Here is an 18,925-nt window from a genome sequence, read left to right on the forward strand (position 1 = left end):
CCCCACCGACGTGACGCAATGCGCGGATCAGGCGCGAAAAGAGGTCCCTATTCCGGCCCACCCGGTCAACGTGGCGGCACGGCGCACGTCATGTGACTTCGATCACGTCGCCGTGGCCGTTGACGAGCGCGCAGCGCACCGGCTCGCCGGCCGCCAGCGCGGCCACCGCACGCCGGTAGCGCTGCATTTGTTCACGGTATTCGGCCTGCTCGCCGGGCTGCAGCGCGAGCTTGTAGTCGAGCACCCACCAGGTGGGGCCGGCGCCGTCGTCGAGCTTGACGAGACGGTCGAGCCGCAGCACCTCGCCGGCATCGGCCATCGGCACCTCGTTGCCGGCCCACAGCAGGCCGGGGCCGGCGAGGAAACGCCGGCATTGCGGGTTGCGCCAGATGGTGCCGGCCATACGGGCCACCTCGCCCGCCGGGGCCGAGAACTCGGCGGCGGCAGCGTCGGCCAACTCGGCCAGATCGACTGCCGCAGACTTTGCCGTGGCCCATTCCAGCACGCGATGCACCGCCTTGCCGAGACGCGTGGCATTGGTGTCAGGCGAGCGCAGCGGCATCGTTGCACTTCGGGGTGCCTGGGGACCCGCCTGCAGCACCCGCAGGCGGATCGTCGGCGCTTCGCCGCCGGCTGCCCGCGTCGGTGCGGCCGGTTGCCACGGCTGGGCCAGGGCCTCCACAAGCGCCCACCACGACGCCCCCGCCAGATGCGGCTCGGTGCGGCTGAATACCAGCCGCTCGCGGGCACGTGTCATCGCGACATAAAGGCCGTTGAGTTCTTCGCGTTCGCGGGCCTTCAACTCCTCGGCCATCAGCTCGCGCAGCGAAGGCGGGCATTGGGCTTCGGAATAGAGGAAGGCGCAGCGCCGCGGACGGTCGGCCTCGACCGGCCAGTCGACGAGCAGCGTGGCGGTGTCGGGCTTGGCGGCTTCGGGCTGCGCGTCCATCACGAACACCACTTTTGCCTCGAGGCCCTTGGCGCCGTGCACCGTCAACAGCTGCACCGCATCGGGCTGCACGGGTGCAGCGGCCTTGAGCAGGCGGCGCTTCAGGGCACGCACGAAGTTGTAGGGCGTGGCGTAGCGCGCGCCGTCGAGCGACAGCGCCTGGGCCAGCAGCGCGTCGATCGCGTTCAGCGCCGCCAGACGCTGCTCAGGAGGCACCACCGCGGCCACACGCTCGCGCACGTCGCCCTCGAAAACGATGCGGTCCAGCAGGTCGTGCGGCGGCAGGCGGCCGGTGGCCTCGTGCCACGACGCCAGCAGGCGCGCGGCGCGGGCAAGCGCCGGGCTTTGCGACTGCGCCAAGGCGACCCACCAGTCGCCGCCGTGGTCACGCGCGGCCAGGGCGAGCTGCACCAGCTCGTCGTCGCTCGCGCCGAACACGGGACTGCGCAGCGCGTGCGCGAGCGACAGGCGGTGCTCGGGCGACGCCAGCACGTCGAGCACGGCGACCAGGTCGCGCACCTCGGCGGCGTCCATCAGGGCGTGGTCTTCGGCCGCCGCGTGCGGCAGGTGCAAGGCCTGCAACTCACGCGCGACCAGCCGCAGCGACGCGCGCTTGCGGCACAGCACGAAGACCTCGCCCGGGCTCGCATGGCCACCGTTCAGCAACTCCTGGATCGCATGCGCGACGTGCCGGGCTTCCTGCTCGCGCAGCAGCGTTTCGGGCTCGTGGCGCGGCACGCTCAGGCTGTCACGCCACAGCGACGGCTGCGCGGGCAGGCCCTTGACAGGTTTCACGCGCAGGACCGGCGGCAATGCGTAGACGCCCGCCGCCGGCAGCGCCTGCAGCTCGGTCGTGTGGGGGCGGAAGCCCTCGTATTGCTGCAGGCGCTCGGCCTGCTCGAACACCTGGTTCACCGCCGCCAGCACCTCGGGGGCGTTGCGCCGGGTGTGGTCGCAGGCGAGCCAGTGGCCGTGCAGGCCGACAGTCACGAACTCGCGCGCCGCACCGAAGACGCGTGGCTCCGCGCGACGGAAGCGGTAGATGCTCTGCTTGGGGTCGCCGACGATGAAGACCCCCGGCGGCCGCTGCCCGCTTGCACCGCCACCGGCCCCCGCGTACGCCGACAGCCAGCTGTGCAAGGCATGCCACTGCAGCGGGCTCGTGTCCTGGAACTCGTCGATCAGCACGTGGCGGATGCGCATGTCCAGCCGCTCCTGCACCCAGCCCGCGAGGCTCGCATCGCGCAGCAGCGCCAGCGCACACCGTTCGAGGTCGGCCATGTCGGCCAGGCCGCGGGTGCGCTTGTAGTCGCTCAGTTCGCGCAGCAGCCCACGCGCAAGCCGCACCAACTGCAGGTGCTCCTGGTGGGCCTCGAGTTGCTGGACCTGCCCGAGCAGGGCGTCGAGTTCGGCGCACACCGCCGTCATCGACGGCAGGTCGCCGAGCTTGCGTGGCGTGCCCTTGTCGGTGAAAAGCGCCTTGCGCAGCCCCTGGAACATGGCCTGGGCGTCGGTCAGCGCCAGCGCATCCACCACGCCGTTGGCGGCGGTCTGCGCCTTGGCGCCGCCCTGCCCCAGCGCCAGCGCCAGCTCGCGCAAACGGTCGCGCCAGGCGGCGCTGTCGAGCGCATCGCAGGGGTGGCCGTCGCAGTCCGGGGGCGGCATGCTGGTGTCGAGCACGCCCGCGGCATCGGCCAGTTCCAGCTCGACACGCTTGTCGAGCGCGGCCTCCAGCCACTTGCGCAGCTGGTCGCGCCCACGCCGCTGCACCAGGGCCGCGTGGTCGGCGCGCAAGGCGGGGTCGCCCGCCACGGCGCCGTGGAAACGACGGAAGACGGCGGCACGGTGGTCGTCCAGCTCTTCCATCAGCGTCATGCCGGGTGCGAGGCCCAGCTCGACCAGCAGCTCGCGCGGCGCCGCACGCAGTAGCTGCGAGAACCACGCGTGAAAGGTGCGGATCTCGACGCTGCGCCCGTCGGCCAGCAGCGTCTCGTGCAGGCGGCCGAGCGCGGGGGCTAGCGTGCGGGCCTGGGCGGCATCGAGCCCGCGCAGTTGCAGTTGCTGCACACGGCCCGCGTCGTCCATCGCATGGGCCGAAAAATCGCGCAGCCATTCGTGCAGGCGCTCGCGCATCTCGCCCGCCGCCTTGCGGGTGAAGGTGATGGCGAGGATCTCCTGCGGCCGCGCGCCATCGAGCAGCGCCCGCAGGATGCGCGACACCAGCATCCAGGTCTTGCCGGCGCCGGCGCAGGCTTCGACCACCACGCTGCGCTGCGGGTCGCAGGCAATGGCGTAGAAGGCCTCGCGTTCGATGAGGCGGCCGTCGGCGCGATAGGCCGGGGTGTTCATCCTCCGCTCCAATGGTCGCGGCGGCACAGGCCGCGCGCTTCGCAGAAGTCACAGGTCGGCGCTTCGCCCAGGGCCGGCAGTCCGGCGCCGCGGCGGATGCGCGCGAGATCGGCGCCGACGCCGGCGACGAGCGCGGCGGCGCTGTCTTCCACACCTGGGTGCGGCAGCGACTCGATCTTGCGACCGAGCGCGAGGTAGCTGGCCTGGATCGGGCGATCGGCCTCGGGTTGCACGAGCGCCGCGTAGAACGCGAGCTGCGTGTCTTCCAGCGGCTGGCGCAGCTTGTCACGCAGGCCTGTGGCGCTGCCGGTCTTGTAGTCGATCAGTTCGAGCGCGGGGCCTGGCAGGTGGTCCATGCGGTCGATGCGGCCGTAGAGGCGGATCCCCTCCCACTCGGGCGGCGCGATCTCGCGCTCCTGCTCGCCTTGCCAGAAGCGCGCGCCTTGCGCGTCGCGTTCGTGCAGCCAGGCGATGTAGCGCGGCACGAGGTCGATGAAGCCGGCCTCAAACGGGAGGAAGTCGGCGTCGTCCAGCGCCTTTTGAGCCTTTTCCTCTTGCGCGATGGCGAGCAGGCGTGCGGCTTCCTGCTCGGCAGACGCCGGCCTCACCGCGCTGCGTGTGGAATTTCAACAGCACGTCGTGCAGCCAGTTGCCGTAGTCGCGCTGCTCGACTTCGTCGTCCAGCTCCTCGGCCTCGCGCGCGCGCAGGAGGTACAGCGCATGGAACCGGTACGGGCACGCCCGCAGCGCCTCACACGCGCTCGCCGACAGGCGCGCCGGCAGCAACGCTGCGGCCGACGGCGCCGGCATCGTCACCGGCGTGGGCGCGAGCTGCACGGCGGGGCGCGGATCGACCCATCGATCCCATGTGCGGCCCGCTGCAGCCAGGCGCAGCCCGAGCTGCTCCAGCAGCGGGCTCGGTGCCAGCGGCTCCGCCCCATCGGCATGGCGATAGAAGAAGCTCACCGGCGCGCGGCACACCGCATGCGCAAACGCCAGGGCTTCCGCCTGGCGGCGCTGGCGCGCGGTGGGCACGCCCAGCGCCATCGCCTGCGCCTCGTTGAGCAACGGGTGCGGGCCGGCATCGACCCCCAAGTGATGGTCGTCGGCACCGGGAAACACCACCGCCGCGAACGGCCGCAGCATCAGACGCGCGAGCGGCGTGACGACCACGCTTGCCTCGGGCGCGGCTTCCGGAATGAAGGAGGCATCTTCCAGTGCGGCATCGACCCAGGCGCTGAAGTCGTGCAGCGCCATGGTTGTCTGAGCGGCTTGCGACGACCAGGCGGAAGGGTCTTCGATGTGGAGGGTCTGCAGGACCTGCAAGCCAGCGTCGTCCGCCAGCATGGGGCTCAGCACGCCACTCACGTTCAGCCCGTCACGCAGGAGGCGCAGCCACTCGGACAGGGCCAGGCGGCGCGAAGCCGAGAAGGTCTGCAACAACCCCATGGCGTCCAGCCAGAGGGGCATCGCCGCGCCGCGCAATCGATCGGCGTCGAGCGAGGTGATCTGAGTCCACCCTTCCCTGCGGCACACGGCTTCGATCTGCGCCACGGTGGCTCGCGGCCAGGCGGTGGTCTTGAGCCAATCGAGCAGCAGATCGGTCGACGCCTGCGGTGCGGCCGCACGCAACAAGGCCATCACCTGGGCCGCGGCACGGGTGGTCGAGAGCTTCCAGCCGGTCTCGTCCTGCACGGCCACACCGTGGCGCTCCAGCAGTGCGCGCACCCGACGCATCAGCAGACGATCCTGTGCGACCAGCGCCACCGGCGCATCGCCGCGACGGACATGGTCCAGCACCTGCGCGGCCGCACACAAAGCCTCGTGCTCGAACCCTTCGCAAGAGGCCATCGACAACCACGGTGCAAGGGCGTCGTGCACCCTGGCGTCGGCGTCGAGCACCAGACACGGCACGTCCTCGGGCATCGCTGCCATCACGCGCTGGGCCAGTGGATCCTCTCCCCCAGACTGAATCACCACCCATGCGAAGCGGCAGTCGAACAGTGCATCGGTGATCGGCGTCGGCGCCGCTGCCGCCCATTCAAGCGCTACTCGCGCGAGCCCGCGTTCGATAGCGCCGACGCCGGCGACCGTAGCCAACAACTCGCGCCCACGCTGCCAATGAGCGGCACGCGCCGCAGGTTCGACCGCAGCCGCGGCCTTGAGCAAGGCATGCGCGGTCGTCACCACCGCGGCCACCGCGTCATCGAAGGCAAGCGGGTCGCGCGACACCCACGATTGTCCGCGCAGCAGGCGCGCGGCATGCAGGCGATCGGTCGCGGCGTCGAAGCTGATTTGGCCCTCGGCGCTGCGCGGTGCTGGCCCGAGTGATGCGGCCAGCGTGCGCGTCGTTTCGATCCGTGGCTGCCAGCCCCCCAGCTGCGCAAAGGCTTTGCGAGCCGGAGGCAGCTGCTGGGCGAAGGGCACCAGCACCACCACCGTGTGCAAGGCCAGTCCGCGCGCATAGGCCCACTGCCTCACGCGCGCCGCGATGTCGGTCCAGCCGGCCCCCGTTTCAAGAGCCTGCCGGACTATCGCTGTCATAAAAAAGCCGAGACCGCGCCACAGGGAGGCAAAAGGGGGTTTGTGTCAGAATCATTCCGCCTTGCCGCTTGCCACAAGCGGCCCCAGACGAGGACAGGACAATGAGCAGTGAACTGATCAAACACACCACCGATGCATCGTTCGAGAGCGACGTGCTTCAGTCGAGCAAGCCGGTGCTGGTTGACTATTGGGCTGAATGGTGCGGCCCTTGCAAAATGATCGCGCCGATTCTCGACGAAGTCTCCAAGGATTACGACGGTCGCTTGCAAATCGCAAAGATGAACGTCGACGAGAACCGCGACGTGCCTGCCAAGTTCGGCATCCGCGGCATCCCGACGCTGATGCTCTTCAAGGGTGGCCAGTTGGCCGCAACCAAGGTGGGCGCGTTGTCGAAAGCCCAGTTGACGGCGTTCCTCGACGGTCATCTATAATTCCGCTATCGCGTTGGCGCGGGTTCGCTGGTTTCTAAGCCGGTCCCGCGTCACCGCCTGAAGACTCCCGCCACCACGCCCGCTATGGCGCGTCGGTTCGGCCCCCAACTCCAAGTTCCTGCGGCGTTCCTGTAACGCGCATTTCGAGCGTTTCCATTGCGGTAGCCTGCAATGTGCCAGGCGCAACGCCAGCCTGCAGCCAATCGGCGTTCTCACCCAGGGTCATCGCCCATGCACCTCTCCGAACTGAAAGCCCTCCACGTCTCCGCGCTCATCAAGATGGGCGAAGAGCTGGAGATCGAGAACGTCTCGCGCATGCGCAAGCAGGAGCTGATGTTCGCGATCATGAAGAAGCGCGCCAAGGCCGGCGAGCAAGTGTTCGGCGACGGTGTCCTCGAAGTGCTGCCCGACGGCTTCGGCTTCCTGCGCGCGCCCGACACGAGCTACATGGCGTCGACCGACGACATCTACCTCTCGCCCAGCCAGATCCGCCGCTTCAACCTGCACACCGGCGACATGATCGAAGGCGAAGTGCGCGTGCCCAAGGACGGCGAGCGCTACTTCGCGCTGGTGAAGGTCGACCGCGTGAACGGCCTGACGCCTGAGGAGAGCAAACACAAGATCATGTTCGAGAATCTGACGCCGCTCTTCCCGAAAGAGGCGTTCAAGCTCGAGCGTGACATCAAGGGCGACGAGAACATCACCAGCCGCATCATCGACCTCATCGCACCGCTGGGCAAAGGCCAGCGCGCTCTGCTGGTCGCGCCTCCCAAGAGCGGAAAGACGGTGATGATGCAGCACTTGGCGCATGCCATCGTCGCCAACCACCCCGACGTCTACCTCATCGTGCTGCTCGTCGACGAGCGCCCGGAAGAAGTGACCGAAATGCAGCGCACCGTGCGCGGCGAAGTCATCAGCTCGACCTTCGACGAGCCCGCCGCCCGCCACGTGCAAGTCGCCGAGATGGTGATCGAGCGCGCCAAGCGCCTGGTCGAAATGAAGAAGGACGTGGTGATCCTGCTCGACTCGATCACCCGCCTCGCTCGCGCGTACAACAACGTGCTGCCCTCCTCCGGCAAGGTGTTGACCGGTGGTGTCGACGCCAACGCGCTGCAGCGCCCGAAGCGCTTCTTCGGTGCCGCGCGCAACATCGAGGAAGGCGGCTCGCTGACCATCATCGGCACTGCGCTGGTCGACACCGGCAGCCGCATGGACGAAGTCATCTACGAAGAGTTCAAGGGCACCGGCAACTGCGAAATCCACCTGGATCGCCGCATGGCCGAAAAGCGGGTCTACCCGTCGATCCTCCTGAACAAGAGCGGCACGCGGCGCGAGGAGCTGCTGCTCAAGCCCGAGATCCTTCAAAAGACCTGGATCCTGCGCAAGTTGCTCTATCCGATGGATGAGATCGAGGCGATGGAATTCATCCTCGACAAGATGAAATCCACGAAGAACAACCTCGATTTCTTCGACATGATGCGACGCGGCGGCTAAGCCGCGTGGCATAATCGCGGGTTTTCCGCCATCCGGAAAGTGCGCCGAACGGTTCGGTGTGGCTCCCGACCTTTACGCGAAGAGGCTCCCCATGAAAGAAGGCATTCACCCCAACTACCGCGACGTCTGCTTCGTCGACCTGTCCAACGGTTTCAAGTTCGTGACGCGCTCGTGCGCTCAGACCAAGGAAACCATCAAGCTCGACGACGGCCGTGAAGTGCCGCTGTTCAAGCTCGAAACGACCAGCGAATCGCACCCCTTCTACACCGGCACGCAAAAGAGCGTCGACTCCCTCGGCGGCCGCGTCGAGAAGTTCCGCAACAAGTTTGCGCACCTCAAGAAGTAAGCACCGCAAGGTCCACACGGAAAGGCAGCCTCGGCTGCCTTTTTTGTTTCCCCGCGCGCAGTGCCGACGGCCACGCGCCGAACTTGCTGCATCATCGCCGTCTGTCTGCCGACGCCACGCCTAACACCTCAAGCTTGAACACCCCCAAGCCCGCCCTCGTCACCGAACGTGCCGCCAGCCGCCTCCCGCGGGTGGCCCTGATCCTGCTATGCGCCGCCTACCTGCTGCCGGGGGTTTTCGGGCGGGACCCTTGGAAAAGCGCCGACATCTCCGCGTTCGGCTACATGTTCAACATCGCGCAGGGCCACACCCCCTGGCTCACGCCCATGGTCGGCGGCCTGCCTGCAGACGCCGCACTGCTGCCCTATTGGCTGGGCGCGTTGTTCATCAAACTGTCGGGTGGACTGGTCGCTCCGGAACTGGCTGCCCGGGTGCCCTTCGCCATCCTGCTCGGGCTCGCCTTCGTCTGGACCTGGTACAGCACCTACCACCTCGCGCGCACCGATGCCGCTCAGCCGATTCCATTTGCATTCGGCGGCGAGGCGAGCCCGGTTGACTACGCCCGCGCGATTGCCGATGGCGCCTTGCTCGCCCTGATCGCAAGCCTCGGACTGCTGCAACTGGGGCACGAGACCACGCCGGAGCTGGCCCAGCTCGCAAGCGTCGCCCTCTTCCTCTACGCGTTGGCCGCCTGCCCGTTCAGACCCTGGCAGAGCCGCGTGGCCGCGCTCATCGCGCTGCCGGCGCTGGCGGCCAGCGGTGCCCCGAGCATCGCCATGATGCTGGCCGGGGCCGGGGCGGTGGCCTGCTGGTATTCGAGCTATGAACCTGCACGTCGTTTCACGCGCTGGATCGTGCTCTCGGCTGCGCTCGCCGCCCTCGTCGCCCTCTCGCTGCAGGCCTGGGGCTGGCGGCTGCAGGGTTATGCCGACGGTGGCCAGTTTTTCAGCCTCATCCGCCTCCTGGCATGGTTCACCTGGCCGGCCTGGCCGCTGGCGCTATGGACGCTCTGGCGCTGGCGCGCACATCTGCTGCACCGGCACATCGCCGTGCCGCTGGGCAGTGCGCTGGTCAGCCTGGTGGCCTGCGTCGCCATGGGCGGGTCGGATCGGGCGCTGATGCTGATGCTGCCGCCGCTGGCAGTCCTCGCGTCCTTCGCGTTGCCGACGCTGCACCGCGGCACCTCCGCCGCGATCGACTGGTTCTCGGTGTTCTTCTTCACCATCTGGGTGATCGCGATCTGGGTCATCTACGCCTCGGTCTACACCGGCTTCCCGGCCAAACCCGCGGCCAACGTGATGAAGCTCGCCCCCGGTTTCACACCCAAGTTCTCCGCCATCGCGCTCACGGTCGCGGTGCTGGGCACCCTCGCCTGGCTGTGGCTCGTGCAGTGGCGAACCGGGCGCAATCGCCACCCTTTGTGGAAGAGCATGGTGCTGCCGGCCAGCGGCGTGGCGGTGTGCTGGATGCTCGTGATGTCGCTCGGCCTGCCGCTCTTCGACTACGCCCGCAGCTACCGCCCGCTCATCGTGCGCATCAGTCAGCATGTGCCGCGCGATGCGTGCATCGCTGCACCCGGCATGTCGCGGGCGCAACTCGCGGCGCTGGAATACTTCGGCGACTACCGCGTCGAAGGCAAGATGCCCGGTGACGCCACGCGCTGCGAATTCCTGCTGCTGCCTGAGACCGTCAACCGGCGTGCACCCGCACCTGCGGGTTGGTTGCTGGTCGCACGGGAACGCAGGCCAGTGGACAAGGACGAGGTCATCGCCGTGTACCGCCGCAGCAGCGCCGAGACGCCAGGGCGTTAACGCGCCACCTTTTCGTCTCCGGCCGGCGCGGTCTGCTTGACCACAGCCTTGCCGTCCACCGACACCGTGGGCTCCGGCACCCGCACACGCGCCGCCGGGAACACCAAACTGAAGCTCGACCCCTTGCCGAGTTCGCTCTGCACATCGAGATCCGCCACCGTGCCGCTGCACGACGTGCTTGACGATGGACAGGCCGAGCCCCGTGCCGCCGGTCTCACGCGAACGGCTGCCGTCGACCCGATAGAAGCGCTCGGTCAGACGGGGAATGTGTTCGCGCGACACGCCGATGCCAGTGTCGCTCACCGTGATTTCGCCGGAGCCATCGTCGCGCCGCTTCCACATCACCGAGATGCGCCCGCCTTCAGGCGTGTAACGCACGGCATTCGTCACGAGATTGCCGACAGCACTCATCAGCTCGCTTTCCAGGCCGGCGATCTGCGCGTCGACGTCTTCCGAGACGATGAACTGGTGGCGCCCCATCGACAGCGACGCCGCATCGGCATGCGCCTGCCCGAGCAGCTTGCCCACCGGCACCCAGCGGTCGATTGGCGGCCGCGGGCCACCTTCGAGTTGAGCCAGCGTGAGCAGGTCGCTCACCAGCGTCTGCATGCGCTGGGTTTGCTGCGACATCAGCGTGAGCACCCGGCGGCGCTCGACTTCGGTCAGCGGCAGGTTGCCCATCGTCTCGATGAAACCCGCGAGCACCGTGAGCGGCGTACGGATCTCGTGCGACACGTTGGCCACGAAGTCGCGCCGCATCGCCTCGGAGCGCTCACGCTCGGTGACGTCTTGCGACAGCACGAGCTTGAGCCCTTCGCCGTAGCTTCGCACCAGCACCGACAAGGTCCCACGGCCGCGTGGGTCGGGGATCAGCAGGGTTTCGCCATACTGCCCAGCCTGCAGGTGCGCCACGAACACGGGGGCACGCACGAGGTTGGTCACACGCTGGCGCTTGTCGCGCTCGGGGTCGAGGCCGAAGTGGTTCGCCGCCATGGCGTTGCACCAGGTGATCTGGTCGGCCTCGTCGAGCAGCAGCACGCCGTTGGGCGAGGCTTCCATGGCCGAGATGAACTGCGCAAGGCGCGTCTGCTCGGTCTGCATGCTTTTCTCGCGCAGGCGGATGGAGCGCTCCACCCGGTAGCCGATCTCGCCCCAGAAACCGGTGTCGCGCGGGGCCTGGCCTTCCTGGCTGCCACTGAGCCAGCGCGAGAGCCGGTATCCGCGCAGCGTGTCGGCCAGGACCACGAGGCAGGCGCCAATGGCGCTGCCAATCACGGCGCCCACCACGGGGCCATGTGCGGCATGGCCGGCCAGGTAGCCGACAAAGCCGCCCAAGGCCACGGCAATCACCGCGATCAGGAGCCTCGTCAGCAACCAGTCCACGGGTATCACGCAGACAGCGTCTGCACCTGCTGCGTCAGCCGATAGCCAGCGCCGCGGACGGTTTCGATCATGTGCGCGCATTGCACCGGCGTGAGAGCTTCACGCAGGCGCTTCACATGCACGTCGACCGTGCGCTCTTCGATGAAGACATGATCACCCCACACACGATCGAGGAGCTGCGAGCGGCTGTGCACGCGCTCAGGGTGCGTCATGAAGAAATGCAGCAGGCGGAACTCGGTCGGGCCGAGACGCACCTCTTGTCCGTCACGCGACACACGCCGCGTCGCCGGGTCGAGCTTCAGGCGGCCGATCTCCACTGCAGAGTCGAGCGCCTCGGGCGCCTTGCGGCGCAGCACCGCGCGGATGCGCGCCATCAGCTCGTGCGTCGAGAACGGCTTCGTGAGGTAGTCGTCGGCCCCGGCATCGAGGCCGGAGATCTTGTCGGCCTCTTCGGCACGCGCGGTGAGCATGATGATCGGCAGGTCGCGCGTGCGCGGCTGCGAGCGCCAGCGTTTGGCCAGCTGCAGGCCCGACTGGCCCGGCAGCATCCAATCCAGAACGACGAGGTCGGGCAGCACCCGATCGACCTGCTGCTGCGCCTCGTCGGCCGTTACCGCGATCACGACCTCATAGCCCGCGTGGCGCAGGTTGATGGACATCAGCTCGGCGATCGCCGACTCGTCCTCCACCACCAGAACTTGGCTCATGCTTGTGCTCCGCTCACTTGACCATCGACTCTACGGTCTCGACCGGGTTGTGCCGCACGTCGGTCCCCTTGACGATGTAGATGATGACCTCGGCGAGGTTCTTGGCGTGATCCCCCACCCGCTCGATGGCCTTGGCCACGAAGACGAGGTCGATGCTGGCGGAAATGGTGCGCGGGTCTTCCATCATGTAGGTGATGAGCTTGCGCAACAGGCCGTCGAATTCCTGGTCGATCTGATCGTCCTGCTTGAGCACCTCGACCGCCTTGGCGGTGTCGAGCCGGGCAAACGCGTCGAGCGCCTTACGCAGCTGGGCAATCGCGAGTTCAGCCTCGTAGGCCAGGTCGTTGACCGGCAGGCGCAGGCGGCTGGACACCCCCGTGTTGATGAGCCGCTGCACCGTGCGGGCGATACGCGCCGCCTCGTCACCCACGCGCTCGAGGTTGGCAATCGTCTTCGAGATCGCGATCAGCAGGCGCAGGTCGCGCGCCGTCGGCTGCCGGCGCGCGATGATCGTCGACAGATCGCGGTCGATCTCGACTTCCATCGCATTCACGCGCTCTTCGTTGCGGAGCACGTCGGTCGCGACGTCGCCGCTGAAATTCGTCAGCGCATAGACCGATTGCGCCACCTGGGACTCGACCAGACCGCCCATTTCGAGCACACGGTTCGAAATGCCGCTGAGTTCGCTATCGAACTGTGTCGAGAGATGTTTTTCGCTCATCGCTTCGTCCTCGCCTTTGAATCATCAGCCGAAACGGCCGGTGATGTAGTCCTCGGTGTCTTTCTTCTTCGGCTTCATGAAGATCCGGACGTGGGCCCGAATTCGATCAGGTCACCCAGGTACATGTAGGCGGTGTAGTCGGAGCAACGCGCCGCCTGCTGCATGTTGTGGGTCACGATCACGACGGTGTAGTCGCTTTTCAGTTCGTGGATCAACTCTTCGATCTTGCCGGTGGAGATCGGGTCAAGCGCCGAGCAGGGTTCGTCAAGCAGCAGCACTTCCGGCTTGATCGCAATGCCGCGGGCGATGCACAGACGTTGCTGCTGGCCGCCCGACAGGCCCGAGCCGCTCTGGTCGAGCTTGTCGCGCACTTCGTTCCACAAGGCCGCCTTTTTCAACGCCCATTCGACGCGCTCGTCCATCTCGACGCGCGGCAGGTTCTCGAAGAGGCGCACGCCGAAGGCGATGTTGTCGTAGATCGACATCGGGAACGGCGTGGGCTTCTGGAAGACCATGCCGATCTTGGCCCGGACCAGCGACACGTCGTGCTTGGAGGTGAGGATGTTCTCCCCGTCGATGATGATCTCGCCTTCTGCGCGCTGTTCGGGATAGAGCCGAACATGCGGTTGAACGTGCGCAGCAGGGTCGATTTCCCGCAGCCCGACGGGCCGATGAAGGCCGTGACCTTCTTTTCCGGGATGTCGAGGTTGATGCGCTTGAGCGCGTGGAACGCGCCGTAGTAGAAGTTGAGATCGCGAACCGAGAGCTTGGGTTTTTCGGTCACGAGGCCGTCGACTTTGGTGTCCATGGGGAGCCGCTTTCGGAATCAGTGTTTGTTGCGGAAGAAGACCCGCGCCACGATGTTCAGAGCCAGCACGCCGAGGGTGATCAGGAAGACGCCCGCCCACGCCAGCTTCTGCCAGTTCTCGTAGGGGCTCATCGCGAACTTGAAGATGGTCACCGGCAAGTTGGCCATCGGCGCCGACAGGTTGGTCGACCAGAACTGGTTCGACAACGCCGTGAAGAGCAGCGGAGCCGTCTCACCCGCGATGCGCGCAAAGGCCAGCAGCACCCCGGTCATGACGCCGGCGCGTGCCGCCTTCAGCGTGACGCTGGAGATGACTTTCCACTTGGGCGTGCCCAGCGCGTAGGCCGCCTCCCGCAGTGCATTCGGGATCAGCGCGAGCATGTTCTCGGTGGTGCGGATCACGACCGGGATCACGATCAGCGCCAGGGCCAGAACGCCTGCATAGCCCGAGTAGCTCTTCATGCGCGCCACGACCACGGCGTAGATGAAGAGGCCGATCACGATCGACGGTGCCGAGAGCAGGATGTCGTTGATGAAGCGGGTAACGCCACCGAGCCAGGTCTTCTGGCCGTATTCGGCAAGGTAAACGCCGGCCATCACGCCAATCGGCGTACCGACCAGCGTGGCGAGCATCACCATCATCAGCGAGCCCATCAGCGCGTTGGCCAGGCCGCCGGTGTCGGCCATCGGCGCCGGCGTCATCTCGGTGAACACCGACCACGCCAGGCCGCCAAAGCCCAGCCGCACCGTCTCGATCAGGATCCAGATCAGCCAGAAGAGGCCGAAGGCCATGGCCGCCAGCGAGAGGGTCAGCGCAATCGCGTTGATGCGCTTGCGGCCCTTGTGCTTGGCCAGGCGCGCGGCAGAGATCGTGGTGCTCATGTGCGCGTTCCTTCACTCTTCTTGAGCTGCGCCAGCAGCAGCTTCGACAGCGACAGCACGACGAAGGTGATGAAGAACAGCACCAGCGCCAGGTACAGCAGCGAGGCCTGGTGCAGCCCTTCGCCAGCTTCGGCGAACTCGTTGGCCAGCACCGAGGTGATGCTGTTGGCCGCTTCGAAGAGCGAAGGGCCGTTGAGCTGGTTGGCGTTGCCGATCACGAAGGTGACGGCCATCGTCTCACCCAACGCGCGGCCGAGGCCGAGCATGATGCCGCCGATGACGCCGGTCTTGGTGTACGGCAGCACCACCTTGAACACCACTTCCCAGGTGGTGGCGCCGAGCCCGTAGGCCGACTCCTTCAGCATCGCCGGCGTGACTTCGAACACGTCGCGCATCACCGAGGCGATGAAGGGAATGATCATGATCGCGAGGATGATCCCCGCCGACAGGATGCCGATGCCCACCGGCGCCCCCGACACCAGATCCTTCAGGAAGGGCGTGTTGCCAAAGAGCGACTGCAGCGGCTGCTGCACGTAGGTCGACAGCACCGGGCTGAACACCAGCAGGCCCCACATGCCGTAGACGATCGACGGCACAGCGGCGAGCAGCTCGATCGCCGTGCCCAGCGGGCGGCGCAACCACCCGGGTGAAAGCTCCGTGAGGAAGAGCGCGATACCAAAACTCACCGGCACGGCAATGACCAGTGCGATCAGCGAGGTCATCAGCGTGCCGTAGATCATCACGAGGCCGCCGTACTTGTTCTGCACCGGGTCCCAGTCGCTGCTCACCAGGAAACCGAGGCCATATTCCTGGATCGCGGGCATGGCCCCGATCAGCAGCGAGATGATGATGCCGACCAGCATCAGCAGGGTCAGGATCGCGGCGCCATGCGCAAGCACCGAGAACAGGGTGTCGGCCCAGGGCATGACACGCCGGCGGGACGGCGGTCGCCCCATCGGGTCGGAGCGGTCCATCTTGTCCTGATCGTAGTGAGATGCGGGGAGTGTAGCGGCCAAGGTCCCTCCGTCTTGAGAGCGGCGCAGCCCTTCCCAGGGCCTGCGCCGCGACTTCTATGAGCTTCGGACGATCAGAGGCCAGCGACTTGCTTGCCGCCCGCATCCTTGATCTGCGCCCACTGCTTGCGGACCAGGTTCTTCACCGAATCCGGCAGCGCCACGTATTCCAGTTCTGCGGCGGCCTTGTCGCCGTTGGCATAGGCCCAGTCGAAGAACTTGAGTGTGGCGGCGGCCTGGGCAGGTTTGTCCTGCTGCTTGTGCATCATGATGAAGGTCGCGCCCGTGAGCGGCCAGGCGTCCTTGCCAGGCTGCTCGGTCAGCACCTGGTAGAAGGTCTTGGCCCAGTCGGCGCCGGCAGCAGCGGCCTTGAAGTTGAGGTCGTCGGGGGCCACGAAGTTGCCGTCCTTGTTCTTCAACAGCGTGTACGTCATCTTGTTCTGCTTGACGTAGGCGTACTCGACGTAGCCGATGGAGTTCGGCAGGCGGTTGACAAACGCGGCCACGCCTTCGTTGCCCTTGCCGCCGGCGCCGGTCGGCCAGTTCACGGCCGTGCCCTCGCCCACCTTGGCTTGCCATTCGGCGTTCACCTTGGACAGGTAGTTCGTGAAGATGAAGCTCGTGCCCGAGCCGTCGGCGCGGCGCACCACCGAGATCGCGGCGTCAGGCAGCGGCACACCCTGGTTCAGTGCCACGAGGGCGGCATCGTTCCACTTGGTGATCTTGCCCAGATAGATGTCACCCAGCACCTGGCCGGTGAGCTTGATCTGCCCCGGCTTGATGCCGGCGATGTTGACGACCGGCACCACGCCGCCAATCACGGTCGGGAACTGGATCAGGCCGTCCTTTTGCAGGACGTCGTCTTTGAGCGGCATGTCCGATGCGCCGAAGTCCACCGTCTTGCTGCCGATCTGCTTCAGGCCGGCGCCAGAGCCGACCGACTGATAGTTGATGCGCACGCCGGTCGCCTTGTTGTAGGCATCGGCCCACTTGGCGTACAGCGGAGCGGGGAACGTAGCGCCGGCGCCGGTCACGTCCTGGGCAGAGGCCGCGGCGGCGAGCAGCGAGAGGGCGGCGGTGGTTGCGAGTCGAACGATGGGGTAGGTCATGGTTGCGCCTTTCCAGAGGGCTGACAGAGGGACTGCCGGCACTGTAGAAGTCGCAGATGACAGTCGTGTGACATTCGGGCGACGGCCCGAAGGCTGTCACAAACAGGTCTTGGAACTGTCAAAAAGCCGGAAATCAGCCGGCTTTGAGGAGATTGGCGAGACGCTCCGCACAAGATTTCGCCAATCCGGCGTCGCGGGCCTCGACCATCACGCGGACAAGTGGCTCGGTGCCGGACGGTCGGATCAGGAGGCGCCCGTCCTGCCCCAGCTCCCGCTGGACTTGGGCCTGAAGGTCCGCCAGGCCGGGGGTCGCCTTCCAATCCTGCCCCGGCTGGAGGCGGACGTTGATCAGCACCTGCGGGAACAGCGACACCGGCGCCAGCAACTCGGCCAGCGAGCGGCCGCCGCGCATCACCGCCTGCAGCACCTGCAAGGCGCTGACGATGCCGTCTCCGGTGGTGTGCTTGTCGAGCGCCAGCAGATGGCCGGAGCCTTCGCCGCCGAGCAGCCAGCCGCGAGCGGACAACTCTTCGAGCACGTAGCGGTCGCCGACCTTGGCGCGCACGAATTCGATGTCCTGGCCTTTCAGGGCCACCTCGACGGCCATGTTGGTCATCAGCGTGCCCACGGCCCCGTTGACACGCTGGCCCTGCGCCAGTCGATCGGCCACCATCACGTAGAGCAGCTCGTCACCGTTGTAGAGACGGCCACCGGCGTCGACCAGCTGCAGCCGGTCGGCGTCGCCATCGAGCGCCACGCCGTAGTCGGCGCCGTGCTCCTTCACGGCCTTCACCAGCGCATCGGGCGCGGTAGCGCCGAAACCGGCATTGATGTTGGTGCCGTCCGGGCTGCAGCCGATGCACACGACCTCGGCCCCGAGTTCATGGAACACCTCGGGTGCGATCTGGTACGCCGCGCCGTGCGCGGCGTCGACCACCACCTTCAGGCCCTTCAGCGACAGGTCGTTGCCGAAGGTGCTCTTGCAGAACTCGACGTAGCGGCCGCGGGCGTCGTCGATGCGGCGCGCCTTGCCGAGCTGAGACGAATCGACCCAGCGCGGGGCTTCGTCGAGCATCGCTTCCACCGCCCGTTCCCATTCGTCAGGCAGCTTCTGGCCGTGGGCGGAAAAAAACTTGATGCCGTTGTCGCCGTACGGGTTGTGCGAGGCGCTGATGACCACGCCCAAGTCGAGCCGCAGCGCGCGGGTCAGGTAAGCCACACCCGGCGTGGGCAGCGGGCCGGTCAGCAGCACGTCGACCCCGGCCGAGGCGAAGCCCGCCTCCAGCGCCGACTCGATCATGTAGCCCGAGATGCGCGTGTCCTTGCCGATCAGCACCGTGGGCCGACCGCTCTGCCCCTTCAGCACCCGGCCGACCGCATGGCCGAGGCGCAGCATGAAGTCAGGGGTGATGGGCGATTGCCCCACCGTGCCGCGGATGCCGTCGGTGCCGAAATAAGTTCTGCTCATGTTGTGATGTCGTGAGAGGCGTGCTGTCGTCCTGCCCCGGAATTGTGCAGCAGCGTTTCAGGGCCAGAGCCCCGCAGCTTCCCCCACCTTGAGGGCGTCGACGGTAGCGGCCACGTCGTGGACGCGCAGCACCTTGGCGCCGCGCACCGCGGCTGCGAGCGCGGCAGCAAGGCTTGCCGCCTGGCGCTGCTCGACCGGGCGCCCCGTCAAGACACCGAGGCTGCTTTTGCGTGACCAGCCGATGAGCAGTGGGTAGCCCAAGCCCAGCAGCTCACGTTGGCGCGCTAGCAGCGCCACGTTGTGCTCGACGGTCTTGCCGAAGCCGATGCCCGGGTCCAGCGTGATGCGCTCGCGCTGCACGCCGGCTTGTTCGAGAAGCGCTGCGCGGTCCCGCAGGAAGCGACCCACCTCATCCAGCACATCGCCGTAGATGGGCCGTTGCTGCATGGACATCGGCTCTCCCTGCATGTGCATCAGGCAAACGCCGCAGCCGGGGTGCGCCGCCACGGCCTCCACGGCGCCCGGCCAGCGCAGCGCGTAGATGTCGTTGACGATGTCGGCACCGAGTTCCAGGGCGGCGCGCATCGTCTCGGGCTTGTAGGTGTCGACCGAGACCGGCACGCCCAGCTTCAAGGCTTCCCGCAGCACGGGCAGCACGCGGGCCTGCTCCTCTTCGAGCGGCAGAGGCTCGGCACCAGGGCGACTCGATTCGCCTCCGAGGTCGAGCATGTCGGCCCCCTCCTTCAGCAGTTGCTCGCAATAGGCCACCGCGGCTTGCGTCGTGGCGTGGCGGCCACCGTCCGAGAACGAATCGGGTGTGATGTTTACGATGCCCATCACCCGCGGGCGGCTGAGGTCGATGCGGAAGCGGGTGGTCTGCCAGATCACGGTCATGCTGCGGTGAGACCCA

Annotated in this window: 14 protein-coding genes and 2 pseudogenes; 4 read left to right on the forward strand and 12 right to left on the reverse strand. The window is 67.1% G+C overall.

Features of this window, described 5'->3' with window-relative positions:
• Nucleotides 1–88: 88 nt before the first annotated feature.
• Genes LRS03_RS07210 through LRS03_RS07220 form a run of 3 tightly spaced genes read right to left on the reverse strand, consistent with a single transcriptional unit; the run spans nucleotide 89 to nucleotide 5,779 of the window.
• On the reverse strand, nucleotides 89–3,298 hold the full coding sequence (locus LRS03_RS07210; protein ID WP_257824693.1) for a UvrD-helicase domain-containing protein: 3,210 nt from the start codon (nucleotides 3,296–3,298) through the stop codon (nucleotides 89–91).
• A complete protein-coding gene (locus tag LRS03_RS07215; protein ID WP_257824694.1) occupies nucleotides 3,295–3,906 on the reverse strand; it encodes a RecB family exonuclease in 612 nt (203 codons plus the stop codon). Before LRS03_RS07215 ends, LRS03_RS07210 begins: the two co-directional genes overlap by 4 nt.
• Nucleotides 3,803–5,779 carry a PD-(D/E)XK nuclease family protein gene (locus LRS03_RS07220; RefSeq protein ID WP_257824695.1) on the reverse strand — a complete coding sequence of 659 codons (1,977 nt, stop codon included), beginning with the start codon at nucleotides 5,777–5,779 and terminating at the stop codon, nucleotides 3,803–3,805. The genes LRS03_RS07215 and LRS03_RS07220 overlap by 104 nt, the downstream gene beginning before the upstream one ends.
• A 164-nt stretch (nucleotides 5,780–5,943) precedes the next feature.
• On the opposite strand from LRS03_RS07220, the gene trxA reads away from it, so the two are divergent.
• The 4 genes from trxA to LRS03_RS07240 all read left to right on the forward strand — a co-directional run bounded on the left by trxA (nucleotide 5,944) and on the right by LRS03_RS07240 (nucleotide 9,924).
• Nucleotides 5,944–6,273 carry a thioredoxin TrxA gene (trxA, locus tag LRS03_RS07225; protein WP_201813348.1) on the forward strand — a complete coding sequence of 110 codons (330 nt, stop codon included), beginning with the start codon at nucleotides 5,944–5,946 and terminating at the stop codon, nucleotides 6,271–6,273.
• 231 nt (nucleotides 6,274–6,504) lie between these two features.
• Complete coding sequence (gene rho, locus LRS03_RS07230; RefSeq protein ID WP_257824696.1) at nucleotides 6,505–7,767, forward strand: transcription termination factor Rho; 1,263 nt, start codon at nucleotides 6,505–6,507, stop codon at nucleotides 7,765–7,767.
• Between the two features lie 91 nt (nucleotides 7,768–7,858).
• Nucleotides 7,859–8,113, forward strand: coding sequence for a type B 50S ribosomal protein L31 (locus tag LRS03_RS07235; RefSeq protein WP_085751606.1), 255 nt, complete (start codon nucleotides 7,859–7,861; stop codon nucleotides 8,111–8,113).
• Between the two features lie 134 nt (nucleotides 8,114–8,247).
• Nucleotides 8,248–9,924 (forward strand): hypothetical protein, encoded by a 1,677-nt coding sequence (locus LRS03_RS07240; protein ID WP_257824697.1) that lies wholly within the window; start codon nucleotides 8,248–8,250, stop codon nucleotides 9,922–9,924.
• On the opposite strand, the pseudogene phoR reads toward LRS03_RS07240, so the two are convergent.
• From phoR to folP, 9 genes and pseudogenes are all read right to left on the reverse strand, one after another.
• Nucleotides 9,921–11,307, reverse strand: a pseudogene (phoR, locus tag LRS03_RS07245) (phosphate regulon sensor histidine kinase PhoR). The gene LRS03_RS07240 and the pseudogene phoR sit on opposite strands and share 4 nt — an antisense overlap.
• A 5-nt stretch (nucleotides 11,308–11,312) precedes the next feature.
• Entirely contained in the window at nucleotides 11,313–12,014 is a 702-nt protein-coding gene (gene phoB, locus LRS03_RS07250) for a phosphate regulon transcriptional regulator PhoB (RefSeq protein ID WP_257824698.1), read from the reverse strand.
• 13 nt (nucleotides 12,015–12,027) lie between these two features.
• Nucleotides 12,028–12,735, reverse strand: a complete 708-nt coding sequence (gene phoU, locus LRS03_RS07255; protein WP_257824699.1) for a phosphate signaling complex protein PhoU — start codon at nucleotides 12,733–12,735, stop codon at nucleotides 12,028–12,030.
• 24 nt (nucleotides 12,736–12,759) lie between these two features.
• A pseudogene (gene pstB, locus LRS03_RS07260) lies at nucleotides 12,760–13,543 on the reverse strand (phosphate ABC transporter ATP-binding protein PstB).
• An 18-nt stretch (nucleotides 13,544–13,561) separates the two neighbouring features.
• The gene (gene pstA, locus LRS03_RS07265) at nucleotides 13,562–14,425 is read right to left on the reverse strand and encodes a phosphate ABC transporter permease PstA (RefSeq protein WP_257824701.1); all 864 of its coding nucleotides are present in this window, start codon (nucleotides 14,423–14,425) and stop codon (nucleotides 13,562–13,564) included.
• Complete coding sequence (pstC, locus tag LRS03_RS07270) at nucleotides 14,422–15,399, reverse strand: phosphate ABC transporter permease subunit PstC (RefSeq protein ID WP_257824702.1); 978 nt, start codon at nucleotides 15,397–15,399, stop codon at nucleotides 14,422–14,424. The genes pstA and pstC overlap by 4 nt, the downstream gene beginning before the upstream one ends.
• A 113-nt stretch (nucleotides 15,400–15,512) precedes the next feature.
• The gene (pstS, locus tag LRS03_RS07275) at nucleotides 15,513–16,547 is read right to left on the reverse strand and encodes a phosphate ABC transporter substrate-binding protein PstS (protein ID WP_257824703.1); all 1,035 of its coding nucleotides are present in this window, start codon (nucleotides 16,545–16,547) and stop codon (nucleotides 15,513–15,515) included.
• A 133-nt stretch (nucleotides 16,548–16,680) separates the two neighbouring features.
• Complete coding sequence (glmM, locus tag LRS03_RS07280) at nucleotides 16,681–18,015, reverse strand: phosphoglucosamine mutase (RefSeq protein ID WP_257824704.1); 1,335 nt, start codon at nucleotides 18,013–18,015, stop codon at nucleotides 16,681–16,683.
• Nucleotides 18,016–18,072: 57 nt separating this feature from the next.
• Entirely contained in the window at nucleotides 18,073–18,909 is an 837-nt protein-coding gene (gene folP, locus LRS03_RS07285; protein WP_374685040.1) for a dihydropteroate synthase, read from the reverse strand.
• Nucleotides 18,910–18,925 lie beyond the last annotated feature (16 nt).

It is taken from the genome of Rhizobacter sp. J219, from assembly GCF_024700055.1.
Taxonomy (GTDB): domain Bacteria; phylum Pseudomonadota; class Gammaproteobacteria; order Burkholderiales; family Burkholderiaceae_C; genus Rhizobacter.

Bases quoted from the DNA above. Each gene is read 5' to 3' on its own strand.
- LRS03_RS07210 (WP_257824693.1), bottom strand. From the start codon at position 3,298: ATGAACACCCCGGCCTATCGCGCCGACGGCCGCCTCATCGAACGCGAG.
- trxA (WP_201813348.1), top strand. From the start codon at position 5,944: ATGAGCAGTGAACTGATCAAACACACCACCGATGCATCGTTCGAGAGC.
- rho (WP_257824696.1), top strand. From the start codon at position 6,505: ATGCACCTCTCCGAACTGAAAGCCCTCCACGTCTCCGCGCTCATCAAG.
- LRS03_RS07235 (WP_085751606.1), top strand. From the start codon at position 7,859: ATGAAAGAAGGCATTCACCCCAACTACCGCGACGTCTGCTTCGTCGAC.
- phoB (WP_257824698.1), bottom strand. From the start codon at position 12,014: ATGAGCCAAGTTCTGGTGGTGGAGGACGAGTCGGCGATCGCCGAGCTG.
- phoU (WP_257824699.1), bottom strand. From the start codon at position 12,735: ATGAGCGAAAAACATCTCTCGACACAGTTCGATAGCGAACTCAGCGGC.
- pstA (WP_257824701.1), bottom strand. From the start codon at position 14,425: ATGAGCACCACGATCTCTGCCGCGCGCCTGGCCAAGCACAAGGGCCGC.
- pstC (WP_257824702.1), bottom strand. From the start codon at position 15,399: ATGGACCGCTCCGACCCGATGGGGCGACCGCCGTCCCGCCGGCGTGTC.
- pstS (WP_257824703.1), bottom strand. From the start codon at position 16,547: ATGACCTACCCCATCGTTCGACTCGCAACCACCGCCGCCCTCTCGCTG.
- glmM (WP_257824704.1), bottom strand. From the start codon at position 18,015: ATGAGCAGAACTTATTTCGGCACCGACGGCATCCGCGGCACGGTGGGG.
- folP (WP_374685040.1), bottom strand. From the start codon at position 18,909: ATGACCGTGATCTGGCAGACCACCCGCTTCCGCATCGACCTCAGCCGC.